Origin of the sequence: Caballeronia sp. INDeC2, assembly GCF_023631325.1 — a bacterium.
GTDB lineage: Bacteria > Pseudomonadota > Gammaproteobacteria > Burkholderiales > Burkholderiaceae > Caballeronia.
This window is the reverse complement of record NZ_JALQDG010000040.1, coordinates 23930-39315: the sequence shown is the minus strand read 5'-3', so window position 1 is coordinate 39315 and position 15386 is coordinate 23930. Positions and strand designations below refer to the sequence as shown.

13 protein-coding genes are annotated in these 15386 nt (G+C 64.5%); 9 read left to right on the top strand and 4 right to left on the bottom strand.

Annotated features, from left to right (window positions below; genetic code table 11):
- The first annotated feature begins 343 nt into the window (after positions 1 to 343).
- The 4 genes from NCS28_RS24640 to NCS28_RS24625 all read left to right on the top strand — a co-directional run bounded on the left by NCS28_RS24640 (position 344) and on the right by NCS28_RS24625 (position 5203).
- Positions 344 to 1585 carry an ROK family transcriptional regulator gene (locus NCS28_RS24640; RefSeq protein WP_250516391.1) on the top strand — a complete coding sequence of 414 codons (1242 nt, stop codon included), beginning with the start codon at positions 344 to 346 and terminating at the stop codon, positions 1583 to 1585.
- Positions 1575 to 3119, top strand: coding sequence for a sugar ABC transporter ATP-binding protein (locus NCS28_RS24635; protein ID WP_250516390.1), 1545 nt, complete (start codon positions 1575 to 1577; stop codon positions 3117 to 3119). Before NCS28_RS24640 ends, NCS28_RS24635 begins: the two co-directional genes overlap by 11 nt.
- A gap of 25 nt (positions 3120 to 3144) precedes the next feature.
- The gene (locus NCS28_RS24630; RefSeq protein WP_250516389.1) at positions 3145 to 4182 is read left to right on the top strand and encodes an ABC transporter permease subunit; all 1038 of its coding nucleotides are present in this window, start codon (positions 3145 to 3147) and stop codon (positions 4180 to 4182) included.
- A 73-nt stretch (positions 4183 to 4255) separates the two neighbouring features.
- Positions 4256 to 5203: an ABC transporter substrate-binding protein gene (locus NCS28_RS24625; RefSeq protein WP_250516388.1), complete on the top strand. Its 948-nt coding sequence runs from the start codon at positions 4256 to 4258 to the stop codon at positions 5201 to 5203.
- 7 nt (positions 5204 to 5210) lie between these two features.
- Here NCS28_RS24625 and NCS28_RS24620 read toward each other — a convergent pair whose 3' ends face one another.
- A complete protein-coding gene (locus NCS28_RS24620; RefSeq protein ID WP_250516387.1) occupies positions 5211 to 6125 on the bottom strand; it encodes an SMP-30/gluconolactonase/LRE family protein in 915 nt (304 codons plus the stop codon).
- A gap of 113 nt (positions 6126 to 6238) precedes the next feature.
- Between NCS28_RS24620 and NCS28_RS24615 the strand changes: the two genes are divergently transcribed.
- Genes NCS28_RS24615 through NCS28_RS24605 form a run of 3 tightly spaced genes read left to right on the top strand, consistent with a single transcriptional unit; the run spans position 6239 to position 7742 of the window.
- Positions 6239 to 6739 (top strand): molybdopterin-dependent oxidoreductase, encoded by a 501-nt coding sequence (locus NCS28_RS24615; RefSeq protein ID WP_250516386.1) that lies wholly within the window; start codon positions 6239 to 6241, stop codon positions 6737 to 6739.
- Positions 6736 to 7284 carry a nitrogen fixation protein NifQ gene (locus NCS28_RS24610; protein ID WP_250516385.1) on the top strand — a complete coding sequence of 183 codons (549 nt, stop codon included), beginning with the start codon at positions 6736 to 6738 and terminating at the stop codon, positions 7282 to 7284. The genes NCS28_RS24615 and NCS28_RS24610 overlap by 4 nt, the downstream gene beginning before the upstream one ends.
- A 56-nt stretch (positions 7285 to 7340) precedes the next feature.
- Positions 7341 to 7742 (top strand): winged helix-turn-helix domain-containing protein, encoded by a 402-nt coding sequence (locus NCS28_RS24605; protein WP_250516384.1) that lies wholly within the window; start codon positions 7341 to 7343, stop codon positions 7740 to 7742.
- Here the strand turns inward: NCS28_RS24605 and NCS28_RS24600 are convergent.
- Positions 7739 to 9049, bottom strand: coding sequence for a DUF2325 domain-containing protein (locus NCS28_RS24600; RefSeq protein WP_250516596.1), 1311 nt, complete (start codon positions 9047 to 9049; stop codon positions 7739 to 7741). The genes NCS28_RS24605 and NCS28_RS24600 overlap by 4 nt on opposite strands.
- A 221-nt stretch (positions 9050 to 9270) precedes the next feature.
- Between NCS28_RS24600 and lpdA the strand changes: the two genes are divergently transcribed.
- The gene (gene lpdA, locus NCS28_RS24595; protein WP_250516383.1) at positions 9271 to 11043 is read left to right on the top strand and encodes a dihydrolipoyl dehydrogenase; all 1773 of its coding nucleotides are present in this window, start codon (positions 9271 to 9273) and stop codon (positions 11041 to 11043) included.
- Here lpdA and NCS28_RS24590 read toward each other — a convergent pair.
- Entirely contained in the window at positions 11040 to 14504 is a 3465-nt protein-coding gene (locus tag NCS28_RS24590; RefSeq protein WP_250516382.1) for a response regulator, read from the bottom strand. The two genes, lpdA and NCS28_RS24590, sit on opposite strands and share 4 nt — an antisense overlap.
- A gap of 328 nt (positions 14505 to 14832) precedes the next feature.
- Between NCS28_RS24590 and NCS28_RS24585 the strand changes: the two genes are divergently transcribed.
- A complete protein-coding gene (locus NCS28_RS24585) occupies positions 14833 to 15138 on the top strand; it encodes a DUF4148 domain-containing protein (RefSeq protein ID WP_250516381.1) in 306 nt (101 codons plus the stop codon).
- 27 nt (positions 15139 to 15165) lie between these two features.
- Here the strand turns inward: NCS28_RS24585 and NCS28_RS24580 are convergent, their stop codons facing one another.
- Positions 15166 to 15360 (bottom strand): hypothetical protein, encoded by a 195-nt coding sequence (locus NCS28_RS24580; protein ID WP_250516380.1) that lies wholly within the window; start codon positions 15358 to 15360, stop codon positions 15166 to 15168.
- Positions 15361 to 15386: the final 26 nt, after the last annotated feature.

The following is a 15386-nucleotide window of genomic DNA, read 5'->3' as shown; positions in this document are numbered from 1 at the left end:
GAGGGAAACGTCGAAAAGTGTCGCCGACGATAGCACATCGATCCGCCCGGCGCTTCGCCCGGGCCGCCCGTCGAAAGCTGGTTTTTCGCCGCTCGTAAGCTGGCCGGAAAGCAACGGCGCGCGGCTTGGCAGTGCCGATTGCATCGCCTAGTGTGGAAGCGCACCGGGTCTATCACTTGCGGCTGTAAAACGTCTCGCTCAAGCGCGAGAACGCCTTCCCAATACATGCTTAAAACCGGCTCCGGGATTTCCCTCCTTTACTTCGATGCGCCGTCGTTCTTAAATAAATCAACTTGATTTAATTAATGGCCGCTACTCGACGGCCGTCCTTCGGAGACAGCACGTGAAACCCGCAAGCGGCAGAGGCAGCAACTCCGCGAACGTGCGCCGGTACAACGAGCGCCTGCTGTTGCAGGCGCTGCGGCGCGCCGAGCCGGCATCGAAAGCCGAACTCGCGCGTCACGCGAATCTGACTAGCACGGCGGTCGGCAGCATCGTCGAGTCGCTGGAAAACGCGGGCCTGATCGAATACACCGGACGCCGTCTCGAAGGCCAGCGCGGCCAGCCCGCGTCGCTGATCCGACTCGATCCGCGCGGCGCGTTCGGTATCGGCGTGCGGCTGGATCGCACGGGCATCGAGACGGTGCTGGTTAACTTCGCCGGCGACGTGCTCGCGCGCAGCGCACTCGACGCCGTGCTGCCGCATCCGTCTGACGTGCTGGAGATCGTACGGCGGGACATCGAAAACATGCTCGGCCTGCTCTCCGCCCAGGAGCGCGAGCGGCTCGCGGGCGTCGGCATCGCGCAGCCGTTCAATCTCGGCAGTTGGCTGCGCGAACTCGGGCTACCCGCCGAAACCTTCCGCGCATGGGACGAAACCGATTTCGCCGATGCACTCGGCCGCGCGCTCTCGCTGCCCGTCTTCAGCGAAAACGACGGCAACGCCGCCGCGACCGCCGAACTCTTCTACGGTCACGGCCGCCGCTGCGACGACTTCGTCTATCTGTTTCTCGGCTCGGCGATCGGCGGCGGCATCGCGATCAACGGCGACTGTCTGCGCGGCGCGTCGGGGAATGCGGGCGACATCGGCGTGATTCCCGTTCCGCCGAGCCGCCTGCCGTCCGCGCCGCAGCCCGCGGGGCAGTGGGACATCCTGCTCTCGCGCGCGTCGCTGAACGCGCTCGTGCGCCATCTCAACTATTGCGGCGCGGCCGCGGACAACCGCATCGACTTGCAGGCGTGCATCGAGAGGCATCTTCCCGCCGTCGACGAATGGATCGACGACTGCATCGAGGCGCTCGCGCCCGCCCTGCGCGCGACGCTCTGCGTGCTCGACGTGCCGATGGTCGTGATCGACGCCGACATCGACGGCGGCCTGCTCGACAAACTCGTCAAGCGCCTTTCGACGACGCTCGCCGCCAACGCGCCCGAAGCGCGCGGCACCCCGACGCTCGTGCGCGGTTCCTTCGGCCCGGATGCGGGCGCGATCGGCGCAGCCACGCTGCCGATGTTCTTCAACTTCTCACCGCGCGCGGCCATTCGCCACGCGGGCATCAAAACGCAAGAGGTGAACCATGCCGCATGACCCTTCCCGCCCTCCGCCGCTTCTGGAAATGCGCGGCATCAGCAAAACCTTTCCCGGCGTGCGCGCGCTCAACGACGTGCGCCTGTCCGTCTATCCCGGCGAAGTGCATTCTTTGATGGGCGAAAACGGCGCGGGCAAGTCCACGCTGATGAAGATCCTGTCGGGCGCCTATCAGGCCGATGCGGGCGGCCAGATTCTCATCGACGGCAAGCCGGTCGTCATCGACGGGCCGCTCGCCGCGCGCGCGCTCGGCGTCGCGGTGATCTATCAGGAACTGAGCCTCGCGCCGAATCTTTCCGTCGCGGAGAACATCCACGCGGGACGCGAGTTGCGGCGCGGCAGGCTCGTCGATCGCAAAGGCATGGAGCGCGGCTGCGAGGACGTGCTCAAACGCCTCGGCGCGAGCTTCAAGGCGCACACGCTCGTCGGCGATCTGTCGATCGCGGAGCGGCAACTCGTCGAAATCGCGCGCGCCGTGCATGCGCAGGCCCGCATCCTCGTGATGGACGAGCCGACCACGCCGCTCTCGTCGCGCGAAACGGATCGGCTCTTCGAACTCGTGCGGCGGTTGCGCGAGGAAGGCATCGCGATCATCTACATCAGCCACCGGATGGCGGAGATTTACGAGCTGTCGGATCGCGTCTCGGTGCTGCGCGACGGATCGTACGTCGGCACTTTGATGCGCGAGGAACTGTCCGCCGACAGCCTCGTCAAGATGATGGTCGGCCGCGATATCTCCGGTTTCTACAAGAAGCAGCACGCGCCCTACGATCCGGGCAACGTCGTGTTGTCCGTGCGCGATATCGCCGACGACAAACGCGTCAAAGGATGCAGCCTCGATCTGCACAAGGGCGAAGTACTGGGCATCGCGGGACTCGTCGGCGCGGGGCGCACGGAGCTCGCGCGCCTCATCTTCGGCGCGGAGGAAAAAGTGCGCGGCGAAGTGTCGATGCACGGCAAGCCGGTGAAGCTGCGCACGCCGCGCGACGCGATCGACGCGGGCCTCGTCTATCTCACCGAAGACCGCAAGGGCCAAGGTCTCTTTCTCGACATGAGCGTGCGCGACAACATCAACATCACGGTCGCCGGGCGCGACGCGAAAGCGGGCGTGATGGATCTCGCGCGCGGCAACACGCGCGCGAAGGACGCGATCGCCGCGCTCACCATCCGCGTGCCGAACATGCGCGTGAACGTGGGCGCGCTGTCGGGCGGCAATCAGCAGAAGGTGCTGTTGTCGCGTCTGCTCGAAACCAAGCCCGACGTGCTGATCCTCGACGAGCCGACACGCGGCGTCGATATCGGCGCGAAGTCGGAGATTTATCGGATCATCAACGATCTCGCGCGCTCGGGCGTCGGCGTGATCGTCATCTCGAGCGAGCTGCCGGAAGTCATCGGCGTGGCGGACCGCGTGCTCGTGATGCGCGAAGGCGAAATCGCGGGCGAACTCGGCGGCCATTCCGGCAAGCCGATTTCGCAGGAAGGGATCATCGAACTGGCGACGGGCTCGAAGGTCGCGCTCGATCAGGCGGCTTGAGCAACCAAGGAATTCGGAGAGAGACATGGCAAACAGCACGAAACACCACGACACGGGCGGCGCGCCGGTTGCAAAAGCGGAAAGCACATCCCAGCGGCAGAGCCGCATCGAGCATCGCGAACGCATGCAGGTGCTGATGCGCACCGCGGGCATGCTGCCCGTGCTGATCCTGCTGTGCATCGGCTTCGGCATCGTGACGGACGGCTTCTTCAGCTTCCAGAACATGTCGATCGTCGCGCAGCAGGCATCGATCAACATCGTGCTCGCGGCGGGCATGACCTTCGTGATTCTGACGGGCGGCATCGACTTGTCGGTCGGCTCGGTGCTGTCGGCGGCGGCGGTCACGGCGCTGCTCGCATCGAATATTCCGGGCTGGGGGTGGCTCGGCATTCCGGCCGCGCTCGCGGTCGGTCTCGGCTTCGGCGTCGTCAACGGCCTCTTGATCGCCCTGCTCAAGCTGCCGCCGTTCATCGTGACGCTCGGCTCGCTCACCGCCGTGCGCGGCATCGCGCGGCTGATCGGGCACGACACGACCATCTTCAATCCGCAACTGTCGTTCGCGTTCATCGGCAACGACACGCTCTTCGGCGTGCCCTGGCTCGTTGTGATCGCGATCGCGGTCGTGATCGTGTCGTGGTTCATCCTGCGCCGCACGGTGCTCGGCCTGCGCATCTATTCGGTCGGCGGCAATCCCGAGGCGGCGCGTCTTTCGGGTATCAAGGTGTGGGGCATCCAGCTCTTCGTCTACGCGATCTCGGGCTTGCTCGCGGGTCTGGGCGCCGTGATGTCCGCCGCGCGTCTCTACGCCGCGAACGGCTTGCAGCTCGGCCAGTCGTATGAACTCGATGCGATCGCCGCGGTCATTCTCGGCGGCACGAGCTTCGTCGGCGGCGTGGGTTCGATCGTCGGCACGCTGGTCGGCGCGCTTATCATCGCGGTGCTGACGAACGGTCTCGTGCTGCTCGGCGTGTCCGATATCTGGCAGTACATCATCAAGGGCCTCGTGATCATTGGCGCGGTGGCGCTCGATCGATACCGTCAACGCGGCTCGGCTCGCACCTGAATTCCCGCTATCCGGGCGCATTCGGGTCCGCGTGCGCCCGCCCTCGAAAAATGGACCCACTGGAGACAACAACATGCGCAAACACAATAAGCTTTTCGCGAGCGTCGCACTCGCTCTCGGTTTCACCCTGTCGCTATCCGCCAACGCCGCCGACAAGCAATTGAAGTCCGTCGGCATCACGGTCGGTTCGCTCGGCAATCCGTACTTCGTCACCATCTCGAGGGGCGCGGAAGCCAAAGCCAAGGCGATCAACCCGAACGCCAAGGTGCAGGCGGTGTCGTCGGACTACGACATGAACAAGCAGTTCACGCAGATCGACAACTTCATCTCGGCGCACGTCGATCTGATTCTGCTGAACGCCGTCGATCCGAAAGCGATCGAGCCGGCCGTGAAGAAGGCGCAGAAGGCGGGCATCGTCGTGGTCGCGGTGGACGTCGCGGCGGCGGGCGCGGACGCCACCGTGCAAACCAACAACGTGCAGGCCGGCGAAATCTCCTGCGACTATCTGGCGAAGAGGCTCAACGGCAAGGGCAACGTCGTGATCGAGAACGGGCCGCAGGTGTCGGCGGTGATCGATCGCGTGAACGGCTGCAAGACCGTGCTCGCGAAGAGCCCGGGCATCAAGATCCTGTCCGACGATCAGGACGCGAAAGGCTCGCGCGAAGGCGGCATGAACGCGATGCAGGGTTATCTCACGCGCTTCCCGAAACTCGACGGCGTGTTCGCGATCAACGATCCGCAAGCGATCGGCACGGACCTCGCGGCGAAGCAACTGCATCGGAACAACATCGTCATTACGTCGGTCGATGGCGCGCCGGATATCGAAACGGCGCTCAAGTCCGACACCATGGTGCAGGCATCGGCGAGCCAGGATCCGTGGGCGATGGCGCAGCAGGCGGTGAGCGTCGGCTACGATCTCATGAACGGCAAGAAGCCGAGCAGCACGACGATCCTGTTGCCGTCGACGCTGGTGACAAGGGAGAACGTCGGCAGCTACAAGGGCTGGTCGTCGCCGCGCTGAAGCACCGTCATCTGATCGGCACCACGCGCAGCGCGCTCGGCTTGTCCGGCGCGCTCGACCGGTCCACAGCGATTAGCCGTTTGCGCGCGACATCCACCGCCACGCCGCGCGGCGCTTCGAAACCGTCGGCGACGACCGTGGCCCGGCCGCGCTTCGAGAAGCTGCACACGGCATGCGCGCCGCACTTCGTGTAGAGCGTGCCGTCGGGCGTCGCGGCCATGAGATCGGGCGCGTCGACGGTCGCGAAGACATCGCTCGCGGGCACGGGCGCGTTCGCCGCCCGCGCCGCCTGCAAGTCCACTTTGTAGATGTGGTTCGCGGCCTGATCGCTCACATAGAGCATGTCGCCGACCGCCGCGAGCCCGACCGGTTTCGCCAGTCCGGTGACGATGTCGCGCTCGATCATCTGCCGGGGCGCACTGCCGCGCGTGATCAGGCTGACGCCGCCTTCGGCCGGCGCGCTGCCTTCCTTCACGAACCAGCTCGACAGAAACGTGCCGCTGTCGAGCACGAGCAAGCCCAGCCGACGCCGCGCCGAATTCGTGTCCGATGCGAGCGCCACCTGGCCGCTCGGCGCGACGTCGAACACCGCGGCCGCCGTGCCGAAGCCGAATTGCTCGACGAGCAGATGCCCGTTCGGCGCGAACGCGATCTGGCTCAGGCCGGGGCGCTCGCCCGCGGCCGCCGGAATGCGCGCGTAGAGCGAGAACGCGGGCGCGTCCTCGTCGCCGATATGCGTCGTCATCACGATGCCGTTGGTTCTGTCGTCGGTGACGAAGACCGCGCCGTCCGAATCGCGCACCGCGACGCCGTTCGGCGTGCCCGCGAGCGGCACGTTCTGCGCGCCCGTGCCCGGCGCGACCGAGCCGCACGCCGCGAGGAATATCGATACCGCGAATGCCGCCATCGCGCGCCGGTTCATGCGCTTCTCCCATCGATAAGCCGAAGATCATGTCCGGCATGCCGCGCAAAGCATGGCATCGCACCGGACATCGTAATATATTCGCAGACATAACGCTGCTCAAGGCCACACTCATGGACCTCGCTTACTCGCTTCCTTCGTCATCGCTCGCCGGTCAACCCGTTGTCGTCGAGATCGGCGGCGCGGTGCAAAGGCCGCTCACGCTCGATCTTGCCGCATTGCGCGAGTTCGCGTGCGCGAGCATCGAGCCGTTCGATCTCGTGTGCTTTTCGACGGGCCGCTACATTCGTCCGATGGGAAGCTATCGCGGCGTGCAATTGCGCGTGCTGCTCGACGCGGCGGGCGTGCGCCGGCCCGACAACACGGATTTCAAGCGGACCGTGTTTCTTGCGCACGCACACGACGGCTATGCCGTGACGTTTTCATGGCACGAACTGTTCAATACGCCGATCGGCGCGCAGGTGATCGTCGCGTATGAGTGCGCGGATCGCGAACTGGGCATCGACGACGGCTTGCCGGTGCTCGTGTCGGGCGCGGACACGGTGCATGCGCCGCGCCACATGAAGCGCCTCGTGCGTGTGGATGCGCACGTGCTGGGGACATCGCATCGATGAACGAATCCGCGCGCGCGCTGCTCGCGCACGCTATCCATCCCGACGCGCCCGATTCCGTGCTGTTCGCGCGGCTCATCGGCGCGCGCATCGAATCGGGCGATCTGCTTCTGCTCGGCCTCGGCGCGGGCGCGCTCTCACAACTGATCGGCCGACATTTTCCCGGCGCGACGATCGATCGTCCGCCGGCCGCGATGCTCTGGTCGGCGCACTGGCCGTTCGTGCGCGATCTGCGCGGGCTCTTGATGTGGCACGATCGCACGGCGGCGCGGCATCGGGAAGACGCGGCGTGTCTCGCGTCGATCATTGCCGCGGCGTCGCTGCGGCCCGATCATCTGTGGCGCGATCTCGGTCTCGCCGGACGCGACGACGTCACCGATATGCTCGGGCGTCACTATCCCAATCTCATCGCGCGCAATGTTGCGAATCTGCGCTGGAAAAAGTTTCTCGCGCAGGAAGTCGCGCGCGCGAAAGGCGTCGTGCCGACCTGGTCGCCAGGCTGTCCGGGATGCGAGGATTTCGCTTTCTGCTATCCGGACAACCGATAACGCCGGCGGCCCCCCATGAAACGTCCGTCCGGTTTCGTTCGTGTATTCTCTCGGGCATGGCGACGACCCTGAAGACGACTGACAGCGCAAAGGCGACGGACATGGCGAACCAGCCGGCCGAAGTGCGCTTTCGCATGCGCATCACGAAAGGCGAGACGATCGCCATCGGTCCCGGCAAGATTTCGCTCTTGGAAGCGGTGCGCAAGCACGGCTCGATATCGGCGGCGGCGCGCAGTCTCGACATGTCGTACCGGCGGGCGTGGCTCCTCATCGACGAGCTCAACCGTTCGCTGAAATCGCCCGCGACGATTTCCGAGCAAGGCGGGCAAAGCGGCGGCGGCTGCGTGCTGACGCCGGTCGGCGAGAGCATCGTCCGCCTTTATCGCGATGTCGAAACGCAGGCGCAAGCGGCCTGCGCCGCGCAGATCGAATCGCTCACGCAGTTGCTCAAGCCTTAACCGTGACGCAAGCAGAACGCCGAGGGCGGCGGTGCGCTCGCGGGCGTGTTCCGCACGCTCGCGCCTAGCCGCGCGACGAACTCCACGAAGCTCGCGACGCTCGCCGTGCGCAGCGGCGAATACTCGACGCCGTGCCGCTCGCACACGCGCTTCAACATGCTCATCGAATCGTGATCGATGCAGTCGACGGGAAAGAGCACCACATCCGCGTTCGGCAGCGCGGCCGCGAGCAGCCCCTTGCGATCCTCGATGCCGCCGTCGTGAACGATCAACTCGCCGCCCGCCGCGTCGACCAGCGTCTTCAGCACCGCATTCGAGTTCGGCCTTCCGCCGACATAGACGATGCGCTTGCCGCTTACCCATTCGACGCCGCGCCGGCGCACGCCGGGTTGATCGTCCACAGCCAGCGTCGCGCGTTCGAGCGCCGCGCATTCGGCCTGCACCGCGTTCAACAGTGCACGCGTTTCGCCCAGCTTGTTGCGCAACGCGCGCGTCGCTTCCTCTTCGGCGAGCGCGCGCTGCTCGGCGGCTTCGCGGCGGCTCGTGTGCAGCGCGAGGCGCCGCTCGCCATCCTCGACTTTCTCGCGCAAACGCTCGATTTCCGCTTCGAGTTCGGCGGTCGACATGTCCGCGCTGCGTTGCCCGAGCGCGGCGAGTTGCAGCGCGAGTTCGTTCGATTGCCTGACGGACGCATCGCGTTCCGCGCTCAGTTCGAGCAGACGCGCCTGCTGACGTTCGACCTTTTCCCTCAGTTCCTGATTCTCCGCTTCGAGCGCGACGAGACGCCGGATATCCGCGCGGTTCGCCGCGCCGACCAGATGCGACAGCATGTGCAACTCGCCGAACGCGGACTGCCGCACGTCGATGGTCGCGTGCGGATGCGACATCACCGCCCAGTACGCGGGCGGAATATCGCCGGATTTCAGCGCGTCGTTCCAAAGATCGAGAAGCGCCTGCGAATCGCGGGCCGCGTCGAAGCGGCGGATCGCGCCGGCGTAGCGTTCGTCGAGCGCCTTATTCAACGCCTTCGCGCCCGCGCCGCCCGCACTCGCGAGTTCGACGGCCGCATGATGAATCTCGAGATCGCTCGCGTGATGGCGGTCGAGGTCGGTGAACTTCGGCACGAGCTTGCGCAGTTCGCCCGTCGAAAGACAGGTGCCGATCACGGAGCAATGCAGATGCGGATCCAGTTCCGCAAGGCGCGCGCGACGGCGCGACGTGCGCAAGTCGGCCTCCGTCGGCTGACAGCAGGCGTCGCGATGCGCGTGAGCGTTCGTGCGGGCGAGTTGAAACGGAGGGGTTTGCATCATCACCTCGTGCTCGATCGGCTGGGCCGGATGTGTTTCGCAATATACCACCGAATATAACGACGGCAAAAACACGGGTCGCGGGTCACATCCGCGCGCCGCGTGCGGACAGGGCGTATCCTACGACTTCGGCGCGCCGGCCCGGCCCGAAGGCCGCATCCGCAAGTCACGCAACACCTGACGTTTCCAATCGCGAGAAATCGCTCACAAGGAGAATCTGAATGGCCAGGGTTGAAGTCAAGGTTCCGCAGCTTTCCGAATCCGTCACCGAAGCGACGATGTTGCCGTGGAAGAAGAAAGCGGGCGACGCGGTGACGCAAGACGAAATCCTCGTCGAACTGGAAACGGACAAGGTGGTGCTCGAAGTGCCCGCGCCCGCCGCCGGCACGCTCGCGGAAGTGGTGAAGAAGGAAGGCGATATCGTTCACGCGGACGAACTGCTCGCGATCATCGATACGGAAGCGAAGGCTTCCGTCGCTACGCCCGCTCCCGCACCGGAAAAACCCGCCGCGCAACCTGCTGCTCAGCCCGCACCCGCGCCCGCCCCCGCCGCTGCTTCAGGCCAGAAGGCCGACTTCGATGTCATCGTCATAGGCTCCGGTCCCGGCGGTTACATCGCCGCGATCCGCGCCGCGCAACTCGGCCGCAAGGTCGCGTGTGTCGAGGAATGGATCAACCCCGCCGGCAAGCCGAAGCTCGGCGGAACGTGCCTGAATGTCGGCTGCATTCCGTCGAAGGCGCTGCTTGCATCGAGCGAGCAATTCGAGAAGGCGCAACTGCATTTCGGCGAACTCGGCATCACGATGGACAACCTTGCCGTCGATGTCGACAAAATGGTCGGGCGCAAGGAAGCGATCGTCGAGAAGATCACGGGCGGCGTCGAGTTCCTCTTTCGCAAGAACAAGATCACGTGGCTCAAAGGTCACGGCAAGCTCGCGGGCAAGGACGGCGCCAACTTCAAGATCGACGTGAGCGGCGACGGCAAGAGCGAAAGCCACACCGCGCAACACGTGATCATCGCGACGGGCTCGAAGGCGCGTCATCTGCCGAACGTGCCGGTCGACAACAAGATCGTCTCCGACAACGAAGGCGCGCTCGCTTTCACCTCCGTGCCGAAGAAGCTGGCCGTGATCGGCGCGGGCGTGATCGGGCTGGAGCTCGGCTCCGTGTGGCGCAGGCTCGGCGCGGAAGTGACGATACTCGAAGCGCTGCCCGAATTCCTCGGCACGACCGATATCGCCCTGCAAAAGGAAGCCGCGAAGGTCTTCAAGAAGCAAAGTCTGACTATTCACCTCGGCGTGAAGATCGACGGCGTGCAGACGACGGATTCGAGCGTCGCCATTTCGTACAAGGACAAGGACGGCAACGCGCAGACGCTGGAGGCGGATCGCCTGATCGTGTCGATCGGCCGCGTGCCGAACACGGACGATCTCGGCCTCGATTCCATCGGCCTGTCAGTCGATGAGCGCGGCTTCATTCCCGTCGACGGCCATTGCGCGACGAAAGTCGCGAACGTCTACGCGATCGGCGATGTCGTGCGCGGCCCGATGCTCGCGCACAAGGCCGAAGACGAAGGCGTGCTGGTGGCGGAGATCATCGACGGGCAGAAGCCGCACATCGACTACAACTGCATTCCGTGGGTGATCTACACGCATCCGGAAATCGCTTGGGTCGGGCAGACCGAGCAGGCGCTGAAGGCCGAAGGCCGCGCGATCAAGGCCGGCCAGTTCCCGATGCTCGCAAACGGCCGCGCGATGGGCATCGGCGAGACGGACGGCTTCATCAAGATCATCGCCGATGCGAAAACCGACGAGATTCTCGGCGTGCACATCATTTCGGCGAACGCGTCGGATCTGATCGCCGAAGCGGTCGTGGCGATGGAGTTCAAGGCGGCGAGCGAGGATATCGGGCGCATTTGTCATCCGCATCCGTCGCTGTCGGAAGTAATGCGCGAGGCCGCGCTCGCCGTGGACAAGCGCGCCTTGAATATCTAGACGCGCCGCGGCATCCACACGCGCAGCAGCGAGTAGAGCCGGTCGATGTCGATCGGCTTCGCCAGATAATCGCTCGCGCCCGCCGCGAGACATTGCTCCTGATCGTCCTTCATCGCCTTCGCCGTGATCGCGATGATCGGCAGCTTCCTGAAACGCGCGTCCTCGCGGATGCGCCGCGTCGCTTCGAGTCCGTCCATGCCGGGCATCATCACGTCCATCAGCACGATGTCGATGTCCGGATGCTTGTCGAGCGCTTCGATCGCCTCGAACCCGTTGCGGCCGATATCCACCTTCAGCCCCTGATGCTCCAGCGCGCTCGATAGCGAGAAGATGTTGCGGATGTCGTCGTCGACGAGCAGCACGCGGCGGCCGTCGAGCACGCGATCGCGCGAACGCGAGACGTGCAGCATCGCCTGGCGATCCGCCGACAGATCCGTTTCGACCTTGTGCAGGAACAGCGTCACCTCGTCGAGCAGACGCTCCGGCGAGCGCGCGCCCTTGATGATGATCGACTGCGAGTAGCGCATGAGTTCCGCTTCCTCTTCGTGCGTGAGATTGCGGCCCGTGTAGACGATCACCGGCGGGAACGAATACGCGTCGATGCCGGCCATCTGCCGCAGCAGGTCGCCGCCATGCATGTCGGGCAGCTTCAGGTCGATGATCATGCAGTCGAAGATCGTCGTCTTCAAAAGTTCGAGCGCGTCGCGGCCGAACTCGACGGGCGTGATCTCCACGTCCGTGTCGCTGATCAGTTCGACGATGCTCTGACGCTGCCGCGCATCGTCCTCGACGAGCAGCACGCGCTTGATCTTCTGACTGCTCTTCTCTTCGAGCCGTTGGAAGATCGTCGTCAACTGCTCGCGCGTGGTCGGCTTCACCGCGTAGCCGATCGCGCCGAGATGCAGCGCGGCCTCGCTTCTGTCCGACGCCGACACGACATGCACCGGAATGTGCCGCGTCTTCGGATTCGCCTTCAGTTCCTGCAACACCACGAGTCCCGAGCGATCCGGCAAGCCGATGTCGAGCAGGATCGCGTTCGGCGCGTTGTCTTGCGCGAGCTTGAGCGCCTCGCTCGCCGTTCCGCTCACGATGCATCGATAACCCAGTTCGTGCGCGAGATCGAGCAGCACTTGCGCGAAGTCCGGTTCGTCCTCGACGACGAGCACGAGGCGGCCGGGCGTGGTCTCGGCGCGATCGTCGTCGATGACGTGGATCACTTCGATCGGTTTTTCGACCGGCGCACGTTCTTCGACGACAACCGGCACTGGCGCCGGCGCCTCGTCGACGGCGCCCGGCAACGCGGCCGCGCCATAGACGACGGGCATCGTCAGCGTGAACGTGCTGCCGGTGCCCTGCGTGCTGCGCACCGAGATATCGCCGCCGAGCAAGTGCGCGAGGCTGCGCGAAATCGACAGGCCGAGACCCGTGCCGCCGTAATGACGGCTCGTGGTGCCGTCGGCTTGCTGAAACGCTTCGAAGATCGCTTCGAGCTGGTCCGGCGCAATGCCGATGCCCGTATCCGTCACGACGAACTGTACCGCGCTCATGTCTCCCGTTCCGCCCGCGCGCCTGAGCGTGAGCGACACCGTGCCCGCGTCCGTGAATTTCAGCGCGTTCGACAGCAGGTTCCTCAGGATCTGTTCGAGACGCCGGAAATCGGTCGTGAGCGTCGGATATTCGTCGATTTCGTTGCGAAGCTCGAGCCCGAGCTTCTTCTGCCGCGCGAGCGGATCGAACGTGCGCGAGAGCGTATCCATGATCCGCTGCAAAGGCACGTCTTCGATATGCAGATCGAGCTTGCCCGCCTCGACCTTCGAGAGATCGAGAATATCGTTGATGAGATTGAGCAGATCGTTGCCCGCGGAATAGATCGTCTGCGCGTACTTGATCTGATCGTTCGTGAGATTGCCGGCCTTGTTCTCGGAGAGCAGCTTCGCGAGGATCAGCGAACTGTTGAGCGGCGTGCGCAATTCGTGCGACATGTTCGCAAGGAACTCGGACTTGTAGCGGCTCGCGCGCTGCAGCGCTTCGGCACGCGTTTCCAGTTCGCCCTGCGCGGCGTTGAGCGCGACGTTGCGTTCGTCGAGCACGCGCGCCTGTTCCGCGAGCTGATCGTTGGTCTGCTCCAGTTCCGCCTTCTGATTCGCGAGATACGCCTGCGCCTGCGAAAGCGCCGTTGTTTGCTGTTCGAGTTCCTCGTTGGTCGTGCGCAGTTCTTCCTGCTGCATCTGCAGCTCTTCGTTCAACTGCTGCGTTTCTTCGAGCACATGTTGCAGCCGCTCGCGATACTGCGCCGCCTCGACGTAATCGCCGATATTGCCCGCGATCGTCTTCAGGAACTGCTCGTCGCGCTCGGTCAGCGTGTGCATCGCGCCGAGTTCGATCGCGCCGTTCGCCTGGCCTTCGTTTTCGACCGGCACGATGACGAGGCTCGCGGGCACGCTCGCGCCGAGCGCCGACGTCACCTTCCAGTAATCGCCGGGCACGTTGTTCATGGTCGTCAGCTTGCGCGCGTGCACCGCCTGTCCGACGAGGCTCTTCACGCCCCCGAGCGACTCCGGCACCGGCGCGGTCTCAGGATCGAAGCCGAAGCTCGCGGTGCGCTTCAATGCGCCATTGCCTTCGCGCACGTAGAACGCGCCTATCGACACCTTCAGGTAATCCGCGAGGAAATCGAGTATCGTCTGGCAAAGCTGATCGAGCGATTGCTGGCCGATGACTTTCTCCGCGAGCTGCGTCTGCCCTTCTTTGAGCCACGCTTGCTCCTGCAACGCGCGGGTCTGACGCTCCTGTTCGTCGATCGCGGCCCCGAACGCGTTGGAAAGCTGCATCAGTTCGCGTCTGCCGAAGATCGCGAGAATCACCGAGAGCATCAAGCTCAGAAACAGAAACACGACGACGGTCACGGTGGTCAGCTGCTTCGCGGACTCCACGCGCTGCAACCGCAACGTCTGTTCGATGTTGAGAAACGCGGCGAGCTCGCGTTCTGTTTCCGCGCGTTCGGCCGAGCCGCGGCCCGCGCGCACGAGCGCGACGGAATCCTGCGCGTGGCGGCGCGCGTCGATCAAGCCCTCGGCGACCTTGTCCCATTGCATCTGCAACGCGCGAACGCGGATCAGGCGGTCGACTTGCGGCGTGTTGTCGGAGACGAGATCGGCAAGCGTGTCGATATCGGCGACGAGCTTCGGCTTCGCGGTTTCATAGGGCGCGAGAAACGCTTCGTCGCCTGTGATCAGATAGCCGCGAACCGCGCTTTCCTTCTCGCTGACGAGCCGGCCGATTTCCTGCGCGTTGCCGATCACGCGCTCCGAATGTTCGACCCAGTTGATGCCCGACAGCAGATACAGCACGAGCACGACGAACGCGATCGCGGTGACGACGCCCGTTCCGAGCGGCAGCGCGATGTTGCGAAGGAGAATGCGACGAAAACTGGCCTCGTCGACACCGGACCGCAATGGCATAGACAGCTCCGATAAGCGTGAAGGTCGCGCCGGGCCGATGTATCGACGCGGCCCGTATGACGGCGACCATCCCGAAAGTTGTAATTTTTGTTCAGCCGGTGCGCATCATACCCGGTTCGACTCCGCGCCGTGGCGGCCCTCGGACATGCTCGCGAAGGGTAGCACTGTAGCGCTTTTCGGCACGTTCGTTCGGATACTTTCATCTCGCTGAACGTTTGGACGGGCCGCCTTACAATGAATCCGCGACATTGCGCACGCGTGTCGCCGCGGCCACGAGGAAACGCATCATCGGCCGGGCTTGTTGGTCAACCGATCTTTGGAGAGGGAAATGAAAGCAACGTTTGGCAGCAAACTCGCCGTCTCGTTGATGATGGCCGCTTTCGGCGTGACGACTGCGCCGCTCGCGAGCGCGCAGAACAACGCGACGACCGCCACCGGCACGACGCAGGCCGCGCCGGCCACGAAGGCGGATAAGAAAGCCGCACGCAAGCAGGCGCGCGCAAAGAAGAACGCGGAGCTCAAGAAGCTCGAAGATGCCGGCTACAACCCCGCGAAGCGCGACGACGCGAGTTACCCGCAGGATATTCAGAACGCGCAGAAGAAGGCCGGCATCGGCACGGGCGCAAGTCAGTAGGATCGTTTTTCGAAGCCGCTTCGGTCGTTAATGATCGAAGCGGCTTTTTTCTTCGCGGTTTCCCTTTTCCTGAGCACGTGTAGACGCGTGGATGATTCCCGCCGCGTCAACGCAGCCGCGACTTGAATCAAGACGCGCCCCTTTCAGATAGATCTCCTTGCGCCCGCTGTAACACCCCTCTAAAACAATCAGCAGTGTCAACCCTCGGCGATCGTCAGGCATCACGTCTACCATCCCTCGATTTCGCA